Origin of the sequence: Streptomyces sp. NPDC091289 (genome assembly GCF_044757365.1) — a bacterium.
Classification (GTDB): domain Bacteria; phylum Actinomycetota; class Actinomycetes; order Streptomycetales; family Streptomycetaceae; genus Streptomyces.
Map to the genome: position 1 here is coordinate 187297 of NZ_JBIVUT010000012.1, position 19364 is coordinate 206660.

At 73.9% G+C, this 19364-nt stretch carries 19 protein-coding genes; 5 read left to right on the forward strand and 14 right to left on the reverse strand.

The genetic code is table 11. The features are described from left to right. Positions 1-87: 87 nt before the first annotated feature. The 10 genes from ACIQPT_RS18180 to hisD all read right to left on the reverse strand — a co-directional run bounded on the left by ACIQPT_RS18180 (position 88) and on the right by hisD (position 10347). The gene (locus tag ACIQPT_RS18180; RefSeq protein WP_401156882.1) at positions 88-3297 is read right to left on the reverse strand and encodes a LuxR C-terminal-related transcriptional regulator; all 3210 of its coding nucleotides are present in this window, start codon (positions 3295-3297) and stop codon (positions 88-90) included. Between the two features lie 145 nt (positions 3298-3442). Further along, entirely contained in the window at positions 3443-4366 is a 924-nt protein-coding gene (locus tag ACIQPT_RS18185) for an alpha/beta hydrolase (protein ID WP_401156883.1), read from the reverse strand. A gap of 202 nt (positions 4367-4568) precedes the next feature. Then, positions 4569-5324, reverse strand: a complete 756-nt coding sequence (gene hisF, locus ACIQPT_RS18190) for an imidazole glycerol phosphate synthase subunit HisF (RefSeq protein WP_401156884.1) — start codon at positions 5322-5324, stop codon at positions 4569-4571. Beyond that, positions 5321-5734, reverse strand: a complete 414-nt coding sequence (locus ACIQPT_RS18195) for a RidA family protein (RefSeq protein WP_401156885.1) — start codon at positions 5732-5734, stop codon at positions 5321-5323. The genes hisF and ACIQPT_RS18195 overlap by 4 nt, the downstream gene beginning before the upstream one ends. Next, positions 5731-6456 (reverse strand): bifunctional 1-(5-phosphoribosyl)-5-((5-phosphoribosylamino)methylideneamino)imidazole-4-carboxamide isomerase/phosphoribosylanthranilate isomerase PriA, encoded by a 726-nt coding sequence (priA, locus tag ACIQPT_RS18200; RefSeq protein WP_401156886.1) that lies wholly within the window; start codon positions 6454-6456, stop codon positions 5731-5733. The genes ACIQPT_RS18195 and priA overlap by 4 nt, the downstream gene beginning before the upstream one ends. Further along, the gene (gene hisH, locus ACIQPT_RS18205; protein WP_401156887.1) at positions 6456-7100 is read right to left on the reverse strand and encodes an imidazole glycerol phosphate synthase subunit HisH; all 645 of its coding nucleotides are present in this window, start codon (positions 7098-7100) and stop codon (positions 6456-6458) included. Before hisH ends, priA begins: the two co-directional genes overlap by 1 nt. Positions 7101-7113: 13 nt before the next feature. Beyond that, positions 7114-7281 carry a hypothetical protein gene (locus ACIQPT_RS18210; RefSeq protein WP_003969742.1) on the reverse strand — a complete coding sequence of 56 codons (168 nt, stop codon included), beginning with the start codon at positions 7279-7281 and terminating at the stop codon, positions 7114-7116. Then, positions 7278-7874 (reverse strand): imidazoleglycerol-phosphate dehydratase HisB, encoded by a 597-nt coding sequence (gene hisB, locus ACIQPT_RS18215; RefSeq protein ID WP_031122041.1) that lies wholly within the window; start codon positions 7872-7874, stop codon positions 7278-7280. Before hisB ends, ACIQPT_RS18210 begins: the two co-directional genes overlap by 4 nt. Beyond that, positions 7871-9001, reverse strand: a complete 1131-nt coding sequence (locus ACIQPT_RS18220; RefSeq protein WP_401156888.1) for a histidinol-phosphate transaminase — start codon at positions 8999-9001, stop codon at positions 7871-7873. The genes hisB and ACIQPT_RS18220 overlap by 4 nt, the downstream gene beginning before the upstream one ends. Then, complete coding sequence (hisD, locus tag ACIQPT_RS18225) at positions 8998-10347, reverse strand: histidinol dehydrogenase (RefSeq protein ID WP_401156889.1); 1350 nt, start codon at positions 10345-10347, stop codon at positions 8998-9000. Before hisD ends, ACIQPT_RS18220 begins: the two co-directional genes overlap by 4 nt. A gap of 185 nt (positions 10348-10532) precedes the next feature. Between hisD and ACIQPT_RS18230 the strand changes: the two genes are divergently transcribed. The 4 genes from ACIQPT_RS18230 (at position 10533) to ybaK (ending at position 14720) form a co-directional block, all read left to right on the forward strand. Beyond that, positions 10533-12134 carry an oxidoreductase gene (locus ACIQPT_RS18230; RefSeq protein WP_401156890.1) on the forward strand — a complete coding sequence of 534 codons (1602 nt, stop codon included), beginning with the start codon at positions 10533-10535 and terminating at the stop codon, positions 12132-12134. 255 nt (positions 12135-12389) lie between these two features. After that, entirely contained in the window at positions 12390-13430 is a 1041-nt protein-coding gene (locus tag ACIQPT_RS18235; RefSeq protein ID WP_401156891.1) for a hypothetical protein, read from the forward strand. Positions 13431-13435: 5 nt separating this feature from the next. Then, complete coding sequence (locus tag ACIQPT_RS18240) at positions 13436-14200, forward strand: LON peptidase substrate-binding domain-containing protein (RefSeq protein WP_401156892.1); 765 nt, start codon at positions 13436-13438, stop codon at positions 14198-14200. 16 nt (positions 14201-14216) lie between these two features. Further along, positions 14217-14720 carry a Cys-tRNA(Pro) deacylase gene (gene ybaK / locus ACIQPT_RS18245; RefSeq protein WP_401156893.1) on the forward strand — a complete coding sequence of 168 codons (504 nt, stop codon included), beginning with the start codon at positions 14217-14219 and terminating at the stop codon, positions 14718-14720. A 54-nt stretch (positions 14721-14774) separates the two neighbouring features. On the opposite strand, the gene ACIQPT_RS18250 is transcribed toward ybaK, so the two are convergent. The 4 genes from ACIQPT_RS18250 to ACIQPT_RS18265 all read right to left on the reverse strand — a co-directional run bounded on the left by ACIQPT_RS18250 (position 14775) and on the right by ACIQPT_RS18265 (position 18892). Then, positions 14775-15491, reverse strand: coding sequence for an ABC transporter permease (locus tag ACIQPT_RS18250; RefSeq protein WP_401156894.1), 717 nt, complete (start codon positions 15489-15491; stop codon positions 14775-14777). 69 nt (positions 15492-15560) lie between these two features. Then, the gene (locus tag ACIQPT_RS18255) at positions 15561-16403 is read right to left on the reverse strand and encodes an ABC transporter permease (protein WP_401156895.1); all 843 of its coding nucleotides are present in this window, start codon (positions 16401-16403) and stop codon (positions 15561-15563) included. Positions 16404-16518: 115 nt separating this feature from the next. Next, the gene (locus ACIQPT_RS18260) at positions 16519-17502 is read right to left on the reverse strand and encodes an ABC transporter ATP-binding protein (RefSeq protein WP_401156949.1); all 984 of its coding nucleotides are present in this window, start codon (positions 17500-17502) and stop codon (positions 16519-16521) included. Between the two features lie 118 nt (positions 17503-17620). Next, positions 17621-18892, reverse strand: a complete 1272-nt coding sequence (locus ACIQPT_RS18265) for an NYN domain-containing protein (RefSeq protein WP_401156896.1) — start codon at positions 18890-18892, stop codon at positions 17621-17623. 291 nt (positions 18893-19183) lie between these two features. On the opposite strand from ACIQPT_RS18265, the gene ACIQPT_RS18270 reads away from it, so the two are divergent. After that, positions 19184-19363 carry a hypothetical protein gene (locus tag ACIQPT_RS18270; protein WP_010057923.1) on the forward strand — a complete coding sequence of 60 codons (180 nt, stop codon included), beginning with the start codon at positions 19184-19186 and terminating at the stop codon, positions 19361-19363. Position 19364: the final 1 nt, after the last annotated feature.

The following is a 19364-nucleotide window of genomic DNA, read 5'->3' on the forward strand; positions in this document are numbered from 1 at the left end:
GCAACCTCCCGGCCTCCCGGACGTTTCCGGGAGCTCTTCCAGAAGCCCTTCCAGGACACGACCCAGGACAGACTGCAGGACAGACCCCTAAGGGCCGAGCAGCCGGGCCAGTTCGGTGCGGGAGCGGATGCCGAGGGCGGCGAAGACGTTACGGAGGTGGTGGTCGACGGTGCGCGGGCTGAGCGACAGCCGCTGCGCCACTTCGCGGTTGGTGGCCCCTTCGGCGACGTAACGGGCGATGCGCTGCTGCTGAGGGGTGAGCACCGCCAGCGGTTCGCCCGCCGTGTCCCGCCGCGCCGCGACCGGCTCCCCCGCCGCCCGCAGCTCCCCGGCCGCCCGGTCGGCCCAGGCGCGGGCCGAGGAGCGCTGGAAGGCGACCAGGGCGTCGCGCAGCGGACCGCGGGCCTCGCGGGTACGCCGGCGGCGGCGCAGCCACTGCCCGTACAGCAACTGGGTACGGGCCCGTTCGAAGTCGCCGCCCGCCCGTCCGTGGTGGGCCAGGGCCTCGGCGTAGCGGGCGTCGGCCTCGTCGGCGGGGGCCAGCAGGGCCCGGCAGCGGGCCAGTTGGGCGGGCGCCCCCGGGTCGGCGGTCCGGGCGGTCCAGGACGCGAACTCATCGACGGCGGCGTGGAGTTCGCGGGTCTCCCCGGGCAGCCGGCCGCCCAGCACGGCGGCCTCGACCCAGCAGGGCACGGCGAGCATCCGGGCGGCGAAGTGGCCCCGGCCGGGGCCGGTCCCGACCAGCGGGGCCAGCCGGGCGGCCGCCTCGCCGGGCCGCCCGGATGCCAGGTCCGTGCGGGCCCGCGCCCAGGTGGCGAGGGTGACGGCCTGGGCCAGCCCGTGCGGCCCCGCCCCGGCCAGCGCGGCGTCGCCGTGCGCGGCGCACGCCTCGGCGGGCCCCTCCACGGAGGCGGCGAGGGCGAGCACGGCGTGCAGATGGGCGGAGCTGTTGGGCTGCCCCGTACGGCGGGCGGCGTGCAGCCCTTCCAGGGCGTGGGCCCGCGCACCGGCGTGCCGCCCGGCCCGCAGTTCGGCGTAGGCGAGGTGTTCGAGGGCCTGCGGGAGCAGCGCGTCGGGCCCCCTGGTCCGTACGGCGGCGAGCGCGCGGGCCCCCGCGCGGCAGGCGGCGGCGACGTCCCCGAGGACCAGCGCCGCGACCCCGGCCCGCAGCAGCGCGGCCGGGGCGCCGGGGTCCCCGGCGGGGTCGAGGCAGCGGCGGAGCAGGGCGTGGCCCTGTGCCGTACGCCCTTCGAGTACGGCGCACATGCCGGCCCGGTAGTGCTCCAGGTCCGGGTCCACCGGGGTGCGGGCGAGGCGGTTCATGGCGTCGAGGTAGCCGAGCGCGTCGCCCGCCGCCCAGGCGGCCTCGGCCGCGCCGAGGAGGGCGTCGCGAGCCCGGCGGGGATCGTACGGCGCGAGGAGCGCGGCCCCGGCGAGCAGCGCTTCGTGGGCGTCGGCGGCCGGCCCGGAGCGCAGGGCGAGCATGCCGTGGACGTACGGGGCGAGGCCCCGCGCGGCCTCGGTGACCGCACCCGCCGCTCCGGGCGCCCGGGATCCGGTCCTGGCCAGCAGGGCCCGAGCCAGGGACGGATCGCCCGCCAGCCCCGCCTGCTCCGCCGCCGCGGCGAACCGGGCCGCCCGCAGGGCCGGTCCGGCGGAGAGCAGGGCGGCGCGGGCCAGGGCGGCGGAACGTTCGGCGTGCGGAAAGGGGGCGACGGCGGCCGCTTCGAGCCGGCCGGCCAGCGTGGCATCCGGGCCGGGCGCGGCACAGGCCCACTGGACGAGAGCGGCCAGCGGGACGGACGGGGCGGGCGGGGCGAGTGGGCCGGGCGGGGCGAGCGGTGGCGTGGGCGGGGCGCTCGGCGGGGGTACGGCGGCCGGGGCGTCCGGAGAGGGGGCGGCAACCGGGGCGGCCGGCGGGGGTGCGGCTGCTGGCGCATCCGGCGGAGGTACGGCGTCCGGAGCGCCCGACGAGGGTGCGGCAGCCAGCGCATCCGGAGAGGGCGCGACGGCAGGAGCATCCGGAGAGGGGGCGGCAACCGAGGCGCCCGGCGGGGCCGCGACAGCCGGAGCGCCCGGCGAGGGCACAGCAGCCGCAGCACCCGCAGAGGGTGGAGCGGCAGCGCCCGGAGGCGGCGGAGCGGCAGCGTCCGGAGGCAGTGGTGCCACAGCGCCCGGAGGCGGCGGAGCGGCAGCGTCCGGAAGCAGTGGTGCTACAGCGTCCGCAGACGGCGGAGCGGCACCCGCCGGGGAAGCCCGGTCGCCGGTCTCCGTCAGCAGGGTGGCGAGCAGTTCGTGAGCGGCTCGGCGCCGGCCCCGAGGGGCGTGGTGGAGTATCGCGCGGGCGACCAGGCGGTGGGCGAAGTGGACGCGGCTGCCCGCCCGTTGGAGGAGGCCGTCGGTGACGGTGGTGCCGAACAGGGCCCGGTCCAGGAAGGCTCGGGGCAGTCCGCTGCGGGTGCCCGCGCGGAGCAGGAGCAGGGCGTCCGCCCCGGCGCCGTCCGGCTCGTGCTCCTGGGCCGCGGCGGCGAGCAGGAGCAGGGTGCGGGTCCGGTCCGGGAGGCCGTCGAGGCGTTCGGCGTGGGCGGCCAGCACCGCTTCGCCGCCGGGCAGGGGGTAGGGCAGCGGGGTGCGGCCGGCGAGCTGGTCCGGGGTGAGGCGGCCGGTGAGTCCGGCGAGCAGCCGGGGGTTTCCGGCCGCCTCGCGGAGCAGTTCGGCGCGCACGACCGGGTCGAGCCCCTCCGTGCCGCGGGTCAGCCGGTCCAGGAGCGCCGAGGCGGCATCCTCGTCCAGGGGTGCGAGGTGGAGCGTGGGCAGTCCGGCGAAAACGGTGCCGTCGGCGGCCGAGAGCAGGACAGCGATCCGGCTGCCCGGGCCCAGCCCGCGGGCCGCGCCGACGAGAGCGGCCCGGGACGCCGGGTCCCAGGCGTGGGCGTCGTCGGCGCAGACCAGCAGGGGCCGCCCGGCGACCGGTTCCCGCAGCCGGCCGGCCAGTACGCCGGGAGTGATGACGGGGTACGGGGTGGCGAGGGACGGGGCGAGCAGGGCGCCCGATCCGCCGCCAGGCACGCCGCGTTCGGCGTCGGCGGCCGTGGCGTACAGCACGGGGCCCCGGTCGCGGTGCGCGTCGGCGGCCGCGCGCAGCAGCGCCGTACGGCCGAGACCGGGTGGTGCGGCCAGTACGAGCGCGCCTCCGTCGCCCCGCCGAAGCAGATCCAACAGGCTTTCCAGGGGGGCGAGTTCATCGTTCCGGCCGTACAGCCGGAGCGGACTGCGCACGGTCGTCGATGGGGTCACACCGGCACCGTACGTTCGTGTCGGCGAGGGTGGAAGCGCCGCGTCCGGGTCCCGCACGGGGACGGCCCGGTGCGGTGCGTGCTCCCAGCCGGAGCCCTGCCGCGCTGTGCCGGAGCACAGTACGGCAGGGCCCGGAGCGCCGGGTTTACGCGGTGTGCGGGCAGTTGCCCCGGTACTCCGCGATGGTCAGGCTCGGCTGCGGGAGCGGGCAGAGGAACTGCTCGTAGCGGGTGTCGTTGTCGATGAATCGCTTCAGCCAGGAAATGCTGTACTTCGCGATCGTCGTGTTGGAGCTGTTCGGCGTGAAGTGCGAGGCTCCGCGCAGCTCCAGATACGCCTTGTCCAGCGACGCGGGCAGCGACTGGTAGAACGGCTCGGAGTGCGTGGCGACCGGGGCGACCGTGTCACCGTCCGCGCCGACGACCAGCGTGGGCGTGCGCAGTTCGGGCCAGGTCTTGTCGGTGTTCCAGCCGGTCAGCGGGATCGCCGCCTTCAGCGAGGTGCGGCTCTTGGCGGCCTCCAACGAGCCGCCGCCGCCCATCGAGTGGCCCATCACGCCGAGGCGGTCGGCGTCGACCCTGGTCCGTACCGAGCTGCGCTGGGTCAGGTAGTCCAGTGCGGACAGGAGTTGGCGGCCCCGGCTGGCGGGCTGGTCGAGCGTGGTGTTGGTGTCGATGGTGAAGACCACGAAGCCCTGCGAGGCCAGGCGCGGGCCGAGCCAGGCGATGGAGGACTCGTAGGCGGTGAAGCCGGGCGAGATGACGACCGCGCCGAAGGTGCCGTCGGCCGTGGACGTCGGGTAGTAGATGGTGCCGCCGCCGAATCCGCTCACCACGAGGGAGGAGACGGAGGTCTGCGAGGTGGCGTACGAGCCCCGGCTCGCCTCGATCGAGGCGTTGGTGGGGGCCGGGCCGCGCTCGTAGGGGTTGTCGGCGACGGCCTGGGCGCCGGGTGCCAGGGCGGTCAGCAGGAGACCGGCGGTGGCCGCGGCGGCGGTCAGCAGACCCGCGAGCGTACGGGGGCGGCTCGGGCGCGGGGGGAGGGTGCCGGAGGGGAGGCGCTGCTGCACGGGGGGATCCTCTCGGTGGTGGCGGAACCACACCACGCGGGGATCTCCGGCGGCCCGTCGTCCGGGGGCCTCGGGATGCGCCGCGTGGCTGCCGGCGTCGTTCGCCGGCGGTCGCCACTCTCACGCCGCACCCCGTACGTACGCATCGGCGGTATCACCGGTCTCGGCGGACCGGTGATACCGCCTCGGACTCCGTACGGGCTCAGCGGACCGGGTGTCCCGCTTCCCGCAGGGCACCCTTGACCTCGGAGATCCGCAGGTCGCCGAAGTGGAAGACGGACGCGGCGAGCACCGCGTCGGCCCCCGCCCCGATCGCCGGGGCGAAGTCGGCGAGCCGGCCCGCGCCGCCGGAGGCGATGACGGGGACGGTGACGTGCTTGCGTACCGCCTCGATCATCTCGGTGTCGTAGCCGTCCTTGGTGCCGTCGGCGTCCATCGAATTGAGCAGGATCTCGCCCGCGCCCAGCTCGGCGGCCCGGTGCGCCCATTCGACGGCGTCGATGCCGGTGCCCTTGCGGCCGCCGTGCGTGGTGACCTCGAAGGTGCCCTCCGGGGTGCGGCGGGCGTCGACGGAGAGCACCAGGACCTGGCGGCCGAAGCGTTCGGCGATCTCGCGGATGAGGTCGGGGCGGGCGATGGCGGCGGTGTTGACGCCGACCTTGTCCGCCCCGGCGCGCAACAGCTTGTCGACGTCGTCCGGGGTACGGACGCCGCCGCCGACGGTGAGCGGGATGAAGACCTGCTCGGCGGTACGGCGGACCACGTCGTACGTCGTCTCGCGGTCGCCGCTCGAGGCGGTGATGTCGAGGAAGGTCAGCTCGTCGGCGCCCTCGGCGTCGTACAGCTTGGCCATCTCGACGGGGTCGCCCGCATCGCGCAGGTTCTGGAAGTTGACGCCCTTGACGACCCGGCCGTTGTCGACGTCCAGGCAGGGGATGACGCGTACGGCGAGCGTCACTTCGCGCCTCCTCGGTAGGCCTCGACCTCGACCTCGACGACCAGGCTCGGGTCCACGAAACCGGACACGATGATCATGGAGGCGGCGGGCCGCACGGCGTCGAACAGCTCCTTGTGGGCGCGGCCGATGTCCTCCACGTCCCGGGCGTGCGTGAGGTACATCCGGGTGCGGACGACGTCCTCGCGCCCCAGACCCACCTGCTCCAGCGCCGCGAACGCGACGTCAAAGGAGGTGATCGCCTGCTCGTACGGGGAGCCCGCGGAGATCTGACCGTTGATGACCGAGGTGCAGCCGGCGACCAGGACGAGCCCGTTGGGGAGTTCGACCGCGCGGGAGTAGCCGAACTTCTCCTCCCAGGGCGCGCCGGTGGAGATCCGGCGTACGGAGGCCGAGGCGGTGGGCTCCGTCATGCGGCGACCGCCTTCAGCGCCTCTTCCAGCGTGAAGGCCTTCGCGTACAGCGCCTTGCCGACGATCGCGCCCTCGACGCCTTCGGGGACGAGGAGGGAGAGCGCGCGGAGGTCGTCGAGCGACGAGACTCCGCCGGAGGCGACGACCGGGCGGTCGGTGGCGGCGCAGACGTCCCGCAGCAGACCCAGGTTGGGGCCCTGGAGCGTGCCGTCCTTGGCGATGTCGGTGACGACGTAGCGGGCGCAGCCCTCGGCGTCGAGCCGGGCGAGGGTCTCGTAGAGGTCGCCGCCGTCGCGGGTCCAGCCGCGGCCGCGCAGGGTGGTGCCGCGGACGTCCAGGCCGACGGCGATCTTGTCGCCGTGCTCGGCGATGACCTTGGCGACCCACTCGGGGGTCTCCAGGGCGGCGGTGCCGAGGTTGACCCGGCGGCAGCCGGTGGCGAGGGCGGCGGCGAGCGAGGCGTCGTCGCGGATGCCGCCGGACAGCTCGACCTTGATGTCCATGGCCCCGGCGACCTCGGCGATCAGGGCGCGGTTGTCGCCGGTGCCGAAGGCGGCGTCCAGGTCGACGAGGTGCAGCCACTCGGCGCCGGCGCGCTGCCAGGCGAGGGCGGCCTCCAGCGGGGAGCCGTAGGAGGTCTCGGAGCCGGACTCGCCGTGCACGAGGCGGACGGCCTGGCCGTCGCGGACATCGACGGCGGGGAGCAGTTCAAGCTTCGGCATTACAGCGTCTCGATCCAGTTGGTCAGCAGCTGGGCGCCGGCATCGCCGGACTTCTCGGGGTGGAACTGGGTGGCCCACAGCGCGCCGTTCTCCACGGCCGCCACGAACCGTTCGCCGTGCGTGGCCCAGGTGACCTTGGGGGCACGGATCTTGGCGTTGGTGACTTCGAGGGACCAGTCGTGCGCCGCGTAGGAGTGCACGAAGTAGTACCGGGCGTCGGCGTCCAGGCCCGCGAAGAGCCGGGAGTCCTCGGGGGACTCGACGGTGTTCCAGCCCATGTGCGGGACGATGTCGGCCTTCAGAGGGCCGACCGTGCCGGGCCATTCGTCCAGGCCCTCGGTCTCCACGCCGTGCTCGATGCCGCGCTCGAAAAGGATCTGCATCCCGACGCAGATGCCCATCACCGGGCGGCCGCCGGAGAGCCTGCGGCCGACGATCCAGTCGCCGCGGGCCCGCTTGAGGCCGTCCATGCAGGCGGAGAACGCGCCGACGCCGGGGACGAGCAGCCCGTCGGCGTTCATCGCGCGGTCGAAGTCGCGGGTGATCTCGACGTCCGCGCCGACGCGGGCGAGGGCCCGCTCGGCGGAACGGACGTTGCCGAAGCCGTAGTCGAAGACGACGACCTTCTTCTTGTTCTCACTCATGACGTACCTGTCCTCAGTCCCACAGGCCCTGGATCCGCAGGATGCCCGCCACCAGGCACATCACGGAGCCGATCGACAGCAGCACGATGACGCCCTTGGGCATCCCCTGCTTCGCGAAGGAGTAGACGCCGCCGGCCAGGAAGAGGCCGACGACGATCAGGATGGTGTTGAGGCCGGTCACAGGGCGCCCTTCGTGGAGGGCAGGATGCCGGCGGCGCGCGGGTCGTGCTCGGCGGCGTACCGCAGGGCGCGGGCCAGCGCCTTGAACTGGCACTCGACGATGTGGTGGGCGTTGCGCCCGTACGGCACGTGGACGTGCAGGGCGATCTGCGCCTGGGCGACGAAGGACTCCAGGATGTGCCGGGTCATCGTCGTGTCGTACTCGCCGATCATCGGCGCCATCTTCTCGGGCTCGGTGTGCACGAGGTAGGGGCGGCCGGAGAGGTCGACGGTGACCTGGGCGAGCGACTCGTCCAGCGGGACGGTGCAGTTGCCGAAGCGGTAGATGCCGACCTTGTCGCCGAGGGCCTGCTTGAAGGCGGCGCCGAGCGCGAGCGCGGTGTCCTCGATGGTGTGGTGGCTGTCGATGTGCAGGTCGCCCTCGGTCTTGACCGTGAGGTCGAAGAGACCGTGGCGGCCGAGCTGGTCGAGCATGTGGTCGTAGAAGCCGACCCCGGTGGCGACATCGACCTTTCCGGTGCCGTCGAGGTTGATCTCGACGAGCACGGACGTTTCCTTCGTGGTGCGTTCCACGCGGCCTACGCGGGGGCTCATGCGTCGTGCTCCTTCTTCAGTTCGCGTACCGCATCGAGGAACGCGTCGTTCTCTGCCGGGGTGCCCGCGGTGACCCGCAGCCATCCCGGTACGCCGTTGTCCCGGACCAGGACGCCCCGGTCGAGGATCTGCTGCCAGACGGCGTGGCTGTCGTCGAAGCGGCCGAACTGGACGAAGTTGGCGTCCGAGTCGGTGACCTCGTAGCCGGTGGCGCGCAGCTCGGCCACCAGCCGGTCGCGCTCGCTCTTGAGCTGCGCGACGTATCCCAGCAGCGTATCGGTGTGCTCCAGGGCGGCGAGCGCGGTGGCCTGGGTGACGGAGGACAGGTGGTACGGCAGCCGCACCAGCTGGACCGCGCCGACGACGGCCGGGTCGGCGGCCAGGTAGCCCAGGCGGAGCCCGGCCGCGCCGAACGCCTTGGACATGGTCCGCGAGACGATCAGGTTGCGGCGGCCCTCGATCAGCGGGAGCAGCGATGCGTGGTGGCTGAACTCGCCGTACGCCTCGTCGACGACGACGATCGAGGGCCCGGCGGCCTGCGCGGCGTCGTACAGGGCGAGGACGGTCTCGGCGTTCACCGCCGTGCCGGTGGGGTTGTTGGGCGAGGTGATGAAGACGACCTCGGGGCGGTGCTCGGCGATGGCGGCGCGGGCGGCGTCCACGTCGATGGTGAAGTCGTCGTTGCGCGGGCCGGAGATCCAGCCGGTGCCGGTGGACCGGGAGATCAGGGCGTGCATGGAGTACGAGGGTTCGAAGCCGATCGCGGTGCGCCCGGGCCCGCCGAAGGTCTGGAGCAACTGCTGGAGGACCTCGTTGGAGCCGTTGGCCGCCCACACGTGGGCCGCCGTCACCGCGTGCCCGGCGGTGCGGGTGAGGTAGCGGGCCAGCTCGGTGCGGAGCTCGACGGCGTCCCGGTCGGGGTAGCGGTTGAGCCCGCGGGCGGCCTCGCGGACCCGCTCGGCGATCCGGTCGACCAGCGCTTCGGGGAGCGGATACGGATTCTCGTTGGTGTTGAGCCGTACGGGGACGTCGAGCTGGGGGGCTCCGTACGGGGACTGGCCGCGCAGTTCGTCGCGGATGGGGAGCTCGTCCCAGGGGTTGCGGGGGGTGGTGCTGTCGTACGTCACTGCTGCGGAACCTTCCAGCCACTGTGTTCGTCGAGTTCGCCTTCGGCAAAACGTGCCTTGAGGGCGGCGCCGTGGGCGGGGAGGTCCTCCGCCTCGGCGAGGGTCACGACATGGTGGGTGACCTCGGCGAGCGCGTCGCGGGTGTAGTCGACGATGTGGATGCCGCGCAGGAAGGACTGCACGGACAGGCCCGAGGAGTGGCAGGCGCAGCCGCCGGTGGGCAGGACGTGGTTGGAGCCGGCGCAGTAGTCGCCGAGCGAGACCGGGGACCAGGGGCCGACGAAGATCGCTCCGGCGTTGCGGACCCGGTCGGCGACGGCGGCGGCGTCGGCGGTCTGGATCTCCAGGTGCTCGGCGCCGTACGCGTCGACGACCTTGAGGCCGTCCTCGATGGAGGTGACCAGGACGATCGCGGACTGGCGGCCGGCGAGCGCGGGCTCGATGCGGTCCTTGATGTGCTTGGAGGCGGCGACCTGCGGGGCCAGCTCGGCCTCGGTCGCGGCGGCCAGCTCCGGGGAGTCGGTGACCAGGACGGCGGCGGCCATCGGGTCGTGCTCGGCCTGGCTGATCAGGTCGGCGGCCACGTGCGCCGGGTCGGCGGTGGCGTCGGCGAGGATCGCGATCTCGGTGGGCCCGGCCTCGGCGTCGATGCCGATCCGGCCCTTGAGGAGGCGCTTGGCGGCGGCGACGTAGATGTTGCCGGGGCCGGTGACCAGGTTGACCGGGAGGCAGTCCTCGGTGCCGTACGCGAACATCGCGACGGCCTGGGAGCCGCCGGCGGCGTACACCTCGTCGACGCCGAGCAGGGCGCAGGCGGCGAGGATCGTGGGGTGCGGCAGTCCGCCGAAGTCCTTCTGGGGCGGGGAGGCGACGGCGACGCCCTCGACGCCCGCCTCCTGGGCCGGGACGACGTTCATCACGACGGAGGAGGGGTAGACCGAGCGGCCGCCGGGGACGTAGAGCCCGACGCGCTCGACGGGCACCCACTTCTCGGTGACGGTGCCGCCGGGGACGACCTGGGTGGTGTGCGTGGTGCGGCGCTGCTCGCGGTGGACGAGGCGGGCGCGGCGGATCGACTCCTCGAGCGCTGCCCGGACGGCCGGATCCAGCTCCTCCAGGGCCCGGGTCAGGGCCTCGGCGGGCACCCGGACCGAGTCGATCCGGACACCGTCCAGTTTCTCCCCCCAGTCGATCACTGCCGCGGAGCCACGATGGCGCACGTCCTCGCAGATGGGCCGCACCGTCTCCAGGGCGGCTTCCACGTCGAACTCGGCACGGGGCAGCAGGTCGCGCAGGGCGGCACCCTCGGGGAGGACGTCACCGCGCAGATCGATTCGAGAGATCACACGGCAATTCTCGCAGACCGGTCCGAGCGTCCGGCCGCCCGTATCACTGGCTGATACCGATCGCCCGTACCACTGGCCGATACGCGTCTCGGCCATGTCCGGCTGTCACTGCTGACCGCTAGCTTTCGTGGCGTCACACAGAGGGAATAACAGCACTACAGCATGTGTGCACGGAGGGAGCGGCCGTGACCGAGCCGCACGAAGGCGATATCCCGGACGGCCTCAGCGCAGCGGAGCTGGGCATGTGGCAGTCCTTCCGCAACGGGACCACCTACGACTTACGCAGCTACGACACGACCCGCAACGACCCGTTCGCCCCGCAGACGTGGGGGCCCGAGCGGAGCGTCGGCGCGCGCACGGTGGCGCGGCTGCTGCTGAGCGGCCCGCCCGCCCGGCCGGGCCGGGTGGCGGCACTGAAGCTCCGGGGGGTGCGGATCACCGGAAAGCTGGATCTGGCGGGCGGCCGGGTGGCTCCGTACGTGGAGCTGACGGGCTGCCGCTTCGAGCAGGAGGTGGTGCTCCCGGAGTGCCATTTCACGACGTTACGGCTGGTGGGCTGCGCGCTGCCCCGGCTGGAGGCGGCGCGGCTGCACACGGAGGGCGATCTGCATCTGCCGCGCTGCCGGATCGACCGGGGGATCCGGCTGACCGACGCCCAGATCGGCACGGACCTGCTGATCAACCAGCTCAGCGTCGGCCCGGACCGGCACGGGCGGGCCGTCGTCGGGGACGGCATGTCGGTCGCGCAGGACCTCCAGGCCGAGATGATCGAGACGCTCGGCGAGCTGAGCCTGCGCGGGACGAAGGTGGGCGGTTCGCTGAGTCTGCGCGGCAGCCGGCTGCGCGCCGCGGAGGGTCGTCGCGCGCTGAACGCCCCGCAGCTGACGGTGGAGCGCACGCTCTACATGACCGAGGCGTGGGTGAGCGTCGACACGGGGAACCAGGGCACCACTCCCCCGTACGGCGTGGTCTACGCCCCGACCCCGGCGCGCGGCACCCGTTCGCAGATCTTCGAGTGCCGGGGCGGGGTGCGGCTGGACGACGGGCGGTTCGGGGACGCGGTGGACCTGCACAAGGCCCGGTTCACGATGACCCGGCAGGAGGAGCTGTCGCTGCGCCGGATCGTGACGCCGGAGCTGCGGTTCAACGCGGAGCGCCCGGAGGAGGGCCGGGTCGTCCTGAACGGCGCGAAGGTGGTGACGCTGATCGACCTGTCGACGAGCTGGCCGGGCCCCGGCGGCCTCGCGATGGGCGGCTTCGTCTACGAGAACCTCGTCCCCTACGGCCACTTCCCGCTCTCCCGTCGGCTGGAGTGGGTGCAGGCCGCGACGCCGGAGTACGTCCCCGAGCCGTACGAGCGCCTCGCCACGGTGATGCGCAGCTGCGGCGAGGACGCGGACGCGCGCGAGGTGCTGCTGGCCAAGCAGCGCCGCCGCCGCGAGACGCTGCCGCCCGCCGCGAAGGCCTGGGGGTACCTCCAGGACTGGACGGTGGCGTACGGCTACCGGCCGGGACGGGCGGCGGTGTGGATGGCGGTGCTGTGGGCGGCGGGCACGGCGGCCTTCGCGCAGCACACCCCGCCCGCGGTCAAGGACGACGAGTCCCCGCTGTGGAATCCCGCGCTGTACGCGCTGGATCTGCTGATCCCGGTGATCAACCTCGGGCAGGACGGCTACTGGCGGATGGAGGGCGCCTGGCAGTGGGCCGCGGCCGGTCTGGTTCTGGTGGGATGGGTTCTGGCCACCACGGTGGCGGCGGGGGCGTCGCGGATGCTGCGCAGGGGCTGATTCCAGGAGCGTCGTGAGCCACCGGGCGGGGCCGGACCGGAGGGGTCACGCTCGGGCGATCACGGCGGCCGGGACCGCGTCCCCGGCCGTCCGCGCCCGGGGACCACCGGGACGGACGAGCTCCACAAGTGGATGCAATCAAGCCATCGGAGGGCATTTCTTTTGCCCTTTCTTGACCCGGTCCGATACAACCCCTTCACTCGGCACAGAAGCTTCACAGCACACCTCTGGCGCGGCCCTCACCAGGGCTTTTCAATGGTCTGCACCATGGCCTTCCTTCGCGCTCTGCTCAGTACCGCGCGCATGATCCGGCACAGCCCTCCGCTGTCCGCCGGACTGTCCGCGGATGACGCGGTGCTGCTCGACGCCCCCGACGAGCGGCTCTCTCCCGCGCTGGTCGCCGCTGCTCTGGGGGACCCCGAACCGGCCGCCAAGCTGCTCGCCACCACCCGGGACGCCGCCGACTGGGAGAACCGGGACCGCTACCTCGGCCGGCTCGTCACCTTCGCCCGCAGCCGGGACGGCTGGCTGGACGCGTGGCTGGCCGCCGCCCCGCGCGACCCGGACGCGCTGCTGGTCAAGGCGGAGCTGTCGGTCCGCCGGGCCTGGGAGTCGCCCGCCCGCGCGGAACGGCTCCGCGAGGTCGGCCCGCTGATCACCGCCGCCGCCGACGCGGACCCGCGCGACCCCGTGCCGTGGCGGCTCGCCCTGGACCACGCACGCGGCACCCACGCCACGCACACCGCCTTCGAGTCGCTGTGGGAACAGGCCGTACGGCGCTCCGCGCACCACTACGGCTGCCATGTGGCGGCCCTGCGCTACCTCTCCGCCGCCTGGTACGGCTCGCACCGCGAGTGCTTCGACTTCGCCGAGCGGGCCGCCGAGGACGCGCGGCCCGACTCCCTGGTGCAGGCCCTGCCGGTCCGGGCGGCCTTCGCGCTGCTCCTGGACACCCAGGCGGCGGGCCGGACCACCTCCGTACTGGAGGAGCGGATCGACGCGGCGGCCGACGCGGCGATCAGGCTCTCCGCCGCCTACCGGCCCGGCGACCCGTGGCCGGCCGAGGTCCGCAATCTCCTCGCGTACGTCCTGCTCGCCCGGGGCCGCTGGGCGGAGGCGCTGCACCAGTTCAACGCGATCGGCCCGTACGCGACGTCGTTCCCGTGGTCGTCGGTGTCCGAGGACGCGCTCGGCCGGTTCCTGGACGCGCGGGACGGCGCACGGCTCCAGGCGGCCTCCCTGACCCCGTTGCGCGGCCGGGCCGACCACGGCCGCTCCCGGGGCCATTACGCTTGAGCGTTGTGACCACCGCCCGCCTTCCCCTTTTCCCGCTCAACGCGGTGCTGTTCCCCGGCCTGGTGCTGCCGCTCAACGTCTTCGAAGAGCGATATCGCGCCATGATGCGGGAGCTGCTGAAGAGCGACGAGGACGAACCTCGCCGCTTCGTCGTGGTCGCGATCCGCGACGGCCGCGAGATCGCCCCGACGGCCACCGGCATGCCGGACACCGTCGCGGCGGCCCCTCCCGCCGAGCGCGCCCCGGCTGAGGGCTTCGGCCCCGACCCGATCCAGACCTTCCACCGGGTCGGCTGCGTCGCCGACGCGGCGACGATCCGCGAGCGCGCCGACGGCAGCTTCGAGATCCTGGCCACCGGCACCACCCGGGTCAGGCTGCTGTCCGTCGAGGCGAGCGGCCCGTATCTGACCGCCGAGGTCGAGGACCTGGCCGAGGAGCCGCCCGGTGAGGACGAGGGCGACGAGGCGGGAGCGCTCGCCGAGGGTGTCCTGCGGGCCTTCCGCGCCTACCAGAAGCGGCTGGCCGGAGCGAGCGAACGCTCACTGGCGACCGGCGCCGACCTCCCCGACGACCCGTCGGTGATCTCGTACCTGGTCGCGGCGGCCACGGTCCTGGACGTCCCCACCAAACAGCGCCTGCTCCAGGCCCCGGACACCGCCACCCGGCTGCGCGAGGAGCTGACGCTGCTGCGCAAGGAGACCGCGGTCATCCGGCACCTGCCCTCGCTGCCCGCGACGGACCTGACGCGGGCCCCCACCCACCCCAACTGACGAGGACCGTCCCCCGGTGGCGAAGAAAGCCAAGAAGCAGCAGTCGGGCGGCACCCCCGCCACGGTCGCCCTGACCGCGGCGGGCACCGCCTTCACGGTCCACGCCTACGACCACGACCCGGCGAGCCCGTCCTACGGCGAGGAGGCCGCCGAGGCCCTGGGCGTCTCCCCCGACCGGGTCTTCAAGACCCTGGTGGCGGACGTGGACGGCGACCTGACGGTCGCGGTGGTCCCGGTGGCCGGCTCACTGGACCTCAAGGCCCTGGCGGCCGCGGTGGGCGGCAAGCGCGCCGCGATGGCGAACCCGACGGCCGCGGAACGCACCACGGGCTACGTACGCGGCGGTATCTCCCCGCTGGGCCAGCGCAAGCGCCTGCGCACGGTGCTCGACGCGTCGGCGCGCGCCCACGCGACGATCTGCGTGTCGGCGGGCCGGCGCGGCCTGGAGGTCGAGCTGGCGGCGACGGATCTGGCGGAGCTGACGGGGGCGACGTTCGCGGAGATCGCGCGGGGCGCCTAGCTCTTCTTACGGGGTCTCCGCCCCCGAGCCCCCGCGCCTCAAACGCCGGCGAGGCTATTTCTCCTCGATCGCCGAAGGCCCCGGCCCCGCCAGGGGCCCCTGCACCGGCCCGCCGTAATACTCCGCATGCCCCCACCCCGCCCAGCCCGGCTCGATGTCCCGCGGCCCGAACGCCGCGGTCAGCAGCAGATGGATCCCCATCGCCGCGAACGGCCACGCCAGCACCGCCGCCCACACCGAGTGCAGCTCCAGCGGAGCGTCGAAGGTCACGCCCTGGCCGGCCTCCCGGGCCCGCCCCACCACGTCGGACGACGGCCCCAGCCAGATGCCGGTCCGCCACGCCACCAGCGAGGCGAGCACCGCGCCGAGCGCAAGACCCGCGACCACGAGGACGCCCCCGCGGCGCAGCCGCCAGAAGACGGCGGCGGCCGAGAGCATGCCGAAGCCGATGGCCAGCAGGACGAACGTTCCGTCCGCCCCGATCGCCTCCTCGCCCTCGCTGTTCTTCAGGAAGACGGCGGTGTCGTCGGAGACCAGCGGAACGCGCGGCGCGAGCCACAGCCACAGCAGCCCGAGCGCGATGCCCGAGAGCGCGACCAGGACGACGACGGCGGCGGCCTGACGGACCTCCGTGGCCGTGTCCGGGTCGTCCGGCGAGCCCGGGGAGGGCACGAAGTGGGAGCCCGAGGGCGGGGCCTGCCACGGGTCGTGGGGGCCGGGCTGGTGGGGCGGCGTCAGAGGTGCGGTCACCGTGCCATCGTGCCAGGCCACCCTGTGAGGCGCCTCACCGGATACCGCACCCGCGCCCGCCGGCCGTGGGCGCACCGGCGGCCCGGGGCACTACCGTACGGCGGCCCGCCGGTACGCCCAGGTCGCCACGGCCAGCGAGAGAACCCCCACCGCCGCGCAGATCGCCAGGAAGAACGCGATGATCCCCCAGTCCGGGCGGGCGTCGAAGGACCGGGCGAGCGCCTCGACCCCGTACGTCGAGGGCAGCAGGTCACGCGCCCACCCCACCGGCGCAGGCAGCCGTTCGGCCGGCAGCACCCCGAGCAGCAGGGCGGCGGACATCCCCAGCTGGCCCAGCAGGGTCGCCAGCTCCGGGCGCGGGGCGAGCAGCCCGAGGGCCGCGCCGAGACCGGCCAGGGCGGCCCCGGAGAGCGGGACGACGGCCACCAGGACCCACAGATGGGTCATCGGCAGCTGGAACAGCACGCTCCCGGTGATCGCGGTGAAGACCGTGCCGGGCACGGTGAAGGAGGCGTACGCGCCGGCTGCCCCGAGCACCACAGCGGCGGGCGGCACGGGCAGCGTGGCGTAGTGGTCGAGCCCGCCGGAGGCCCGCAGCTGCCCGAAGTACTGGGCGAGCAGGTTGAGCGCGACGAACGCGACGACCAGGACGCTGGATCCCGCGACCACCGCGCGGGCCTCCGCGCCGCCGTCCACGACGCCCCGCATCAGGACCATGATCCCGACGGACTGGAAGGTCGCCACGAAGAGCAGCGGGATCCGGGCGACCCGCGCCCGGGAGAGCTGGGCGCGGTAGACGGCGGCCAGCGAGGGCAGCAGCCGGGCGCGCGGCGCGAGGGGCGCGGCGACGGTACGGGCGGGGGGCGTCGCGGAGGGGCCGGGCGCGGGCCGGACACCCGACGGTGCGGTCCTGGCCGGAATGATGCTCGTCACCTGAGGCCGCTCCCCTTAGACACGTCCACCACGTCAAACCCGTCCAACTCATCCGACCTGTCGAGTACGTTCGCCGCGTCCGCGGCGTTCACGTCCCCCGCCTCCGTCGCGTTCCTCACGCCTTCACCAGCCCCTTGGTCGCATTGGCCGCGTCTCCCCCGAGCGCGAGATAGACATCTTCCAGGCTGGGCGTGGCCAGGGTGAAATCGTCGAGCGCGGCGAAGGCGGCGCCGCCCGTCACCGCGGCGACCGCGGCCCGCGCCTCGTCGGGGCTCAGCCGCAGCACCCAGCGCCGCCCGGACTCCTGGGCGGAGGGCCGCAGCGCCGCCACCTCGGGGACGTCCAGCGGGGCCCGTTCGCGCCACATGAGCTCGACGCGCACCTCCCCGGCGACCTGTTCCTTGAGCCCGGCGGGGGTGTCGCAGGCGATGACCCGGCCGCGTTCGAGGACGGCGACCCGGTCGAGGACGGTCTCGGCCTCGATCACGTTGTGGGTGACGAGCAGGACCGTGGCCCCGCGCTCCGCCCGGCGGCGGTCGACGGCGGCCCAGACGGCGCGGCGGGCGACCGGGTCCATGCCGGTGGTCGGTTCGTCGAGGACCAGGACGGGCCGGTCGCCGACGAGCGTGGCGGCGAAGCAGGCGAGCCGGCGCTGCCCGCCGGAGAGCTTCTTCAGGGGCCGGCCGGCGATCGCGGTGAGGCCCAGCTCCTCCAGGACGGCGTCGCGCTCGGCGCGGGCTTCCCGAACGGCGAGGCCGCGCAGCCGCCCGGTGGTCTCGGCGGCCAGCGATACGGTCAGTTCGTCGAGGGCGGTGGATTCCTGCCCGAGGTAGCCGATCAGCCGGGAGGCCCGCTCGGGGTAGCGTACGAGGTCGTGGCCCAGCACCTCGACGCTGCCGGAGTCGGGCCGCATGAGTCCGGTGAGCTGGCGGACCAGGGTGGACTTGCCGGCGCCGTTGGGGCCGAGCAGTCCGAAGATCTCGCCGCGCTCGACGTCCAGGCTGATGCTGTCCGTGGCGCGGATCTCGGGCGTCGCGGGGGCGCCCCGGCGGCCCCGGACGGCGGGATAGGTCTTGACCAGATCGCGCACCGCGCACACGGTGCCGGTGTCGCTCTGCGCCTGTGCTGTGCCCGTACTCACGAGGTACGAGGGTACGGGGTCGCACGCCCCGGCTCGCGTCCGGGGCCACTCCGCGTCGCCGGGCGGCGCGGGGTGGCTACTCCGCCGCCGGTACGTGCTCGGCGGCGGCCCGCACGTCGATCTCCCGCCAGAACCCGGCCCGGATCGCGTAGCGGTCGTGCTCGTCGATCTGGTCGTCCTTGTGGGCGAGGAGCCCGAAGCGGGCGGCGTACCGCAGGAGTTCGCCGTCGATCCGGTGCGGGATGCGGGGGTACATGGTGGAGAGCTTCTGGAGGTGCACGGTTTCCGGGAGGCGCTCCATCCAGCGGCGGGCGAAGACCTGGCCCACTTCGAAGGGGTCGCCGCCGACGGTGGTGATGTCCTCCTCCCGGTCGGCCCAGCGCTGTTCGGCGCTGGTGACCTGGGCGAGGGTCGGCAGGGACGCGGTCTCCGCCGGTTCGCCGAGGGGGCCGCCGCGCTCCACCCACCCTTTGTCGGAGGACCAGCGCAGTGTGGCGTTGGCGGGCTGGGGCGGGTGCTGGCGGTCCGGGTGGGTGGCGTGGGCGCGCAGCGCGGCCAGGTCCTTGGGGGTGGGGACGGTCTTGTGCCCGGGGCCGGACGGGGCGTCCGACGAGGACGAGGCGGCGGGGGCGCTCTCGGCGGGGGCCGGGGTGCCGCTCCGGGCTGCGGCGGCCTGCGCCTCGGAGGCGCGTTCGGCGGAGGCGGCGAGGGCCGCCTCGGGCAGCGGTGCGGAGAGGATCGCGGCGATCTCGGGGCGCGGGACGGGCGGCGGGGCGCAACTGCCGCCGGTGTCCTTGGCGCGGACGGCCTTGGTGATCCAGGCCCGGTCGAGGACGCGGCGTTCGTCGGCCTCGGCGACCAGGTCCTCGGACTGGTTGTAGTCGCCGTCGGCGGCCTGTACGGCCCAGAGGTGGACGGCGACCCCGTGTTCCTTGGCGGACATCAGACCGGGCAGCAGATCCCCGTCGCCGGTCACCAGGACCACATCCGAGCAGGCCCGGTTCCTGGCCAGCTCGGTGAGCTCGGCGTGCATGGCGGCGTCGACGCCCTTCTGCGCCCAGCGTCCGTCGCTGCGGGTCAGGGCTCCCAGCCGTACGGTCACGCGGGGCATCACGCGGAGGCGGCGGTGCTCGGGCTGGGGCACCCGGTCGGGGGCGCCGTCGAACCAGTAGATCCGCAGCAGGGGCTGTTGGGTGTCGGCCTCGGCGCGTTCGCGGAGCCCCTGGATGAGGGCCGCGTGGTCGACGGTGATGCGGGAACGGGCGGGCTCTCCGGCCAGCAGACTCGCGGCTGCGCCCAGCAAGTAGCCGGCGTCCACCAGGACGACGCAACGGTCCACGCGTTCCACCCTCTTCCAGAATTCGGGAACGGTTCAGCGGCCCGCTCCTCGATGACCGGGTCCGCTTACCCAGGGTTTCCTTCGAGTCTGCCCGACCTTGCAGGGGTTAACGGCCGGAACTGGATCATCGGCGTGGCGGATCCGGAAAGGAAGGGGGGAGGAACGGGGAAAGGGTGCGGAACGACGACGCACTGCGGAAACCACTACGCACGGTAATGATCCAACATGCGGTGTTTGCGGCGCTATGTGAATCTGACAGCGGTCCTGGCCCCCCAGGATTCCCCACAGGAGGCATTCACCATGGCGAAGAACAAGAACCGCAAGCAGGGCAGCCAGCACGACCGCGCGTCCGCGTCGGAGCGTAGTGCGGAGCAGGCCAAGTCGACGGCGTTCGAGTCCCAGAACCAGCCGCAGGCGCAGGCCCAGGGCAGCCCGTCCGACGTGGCGCGCAAGCATCAGCGACGCTTCGGCCACAACTGAC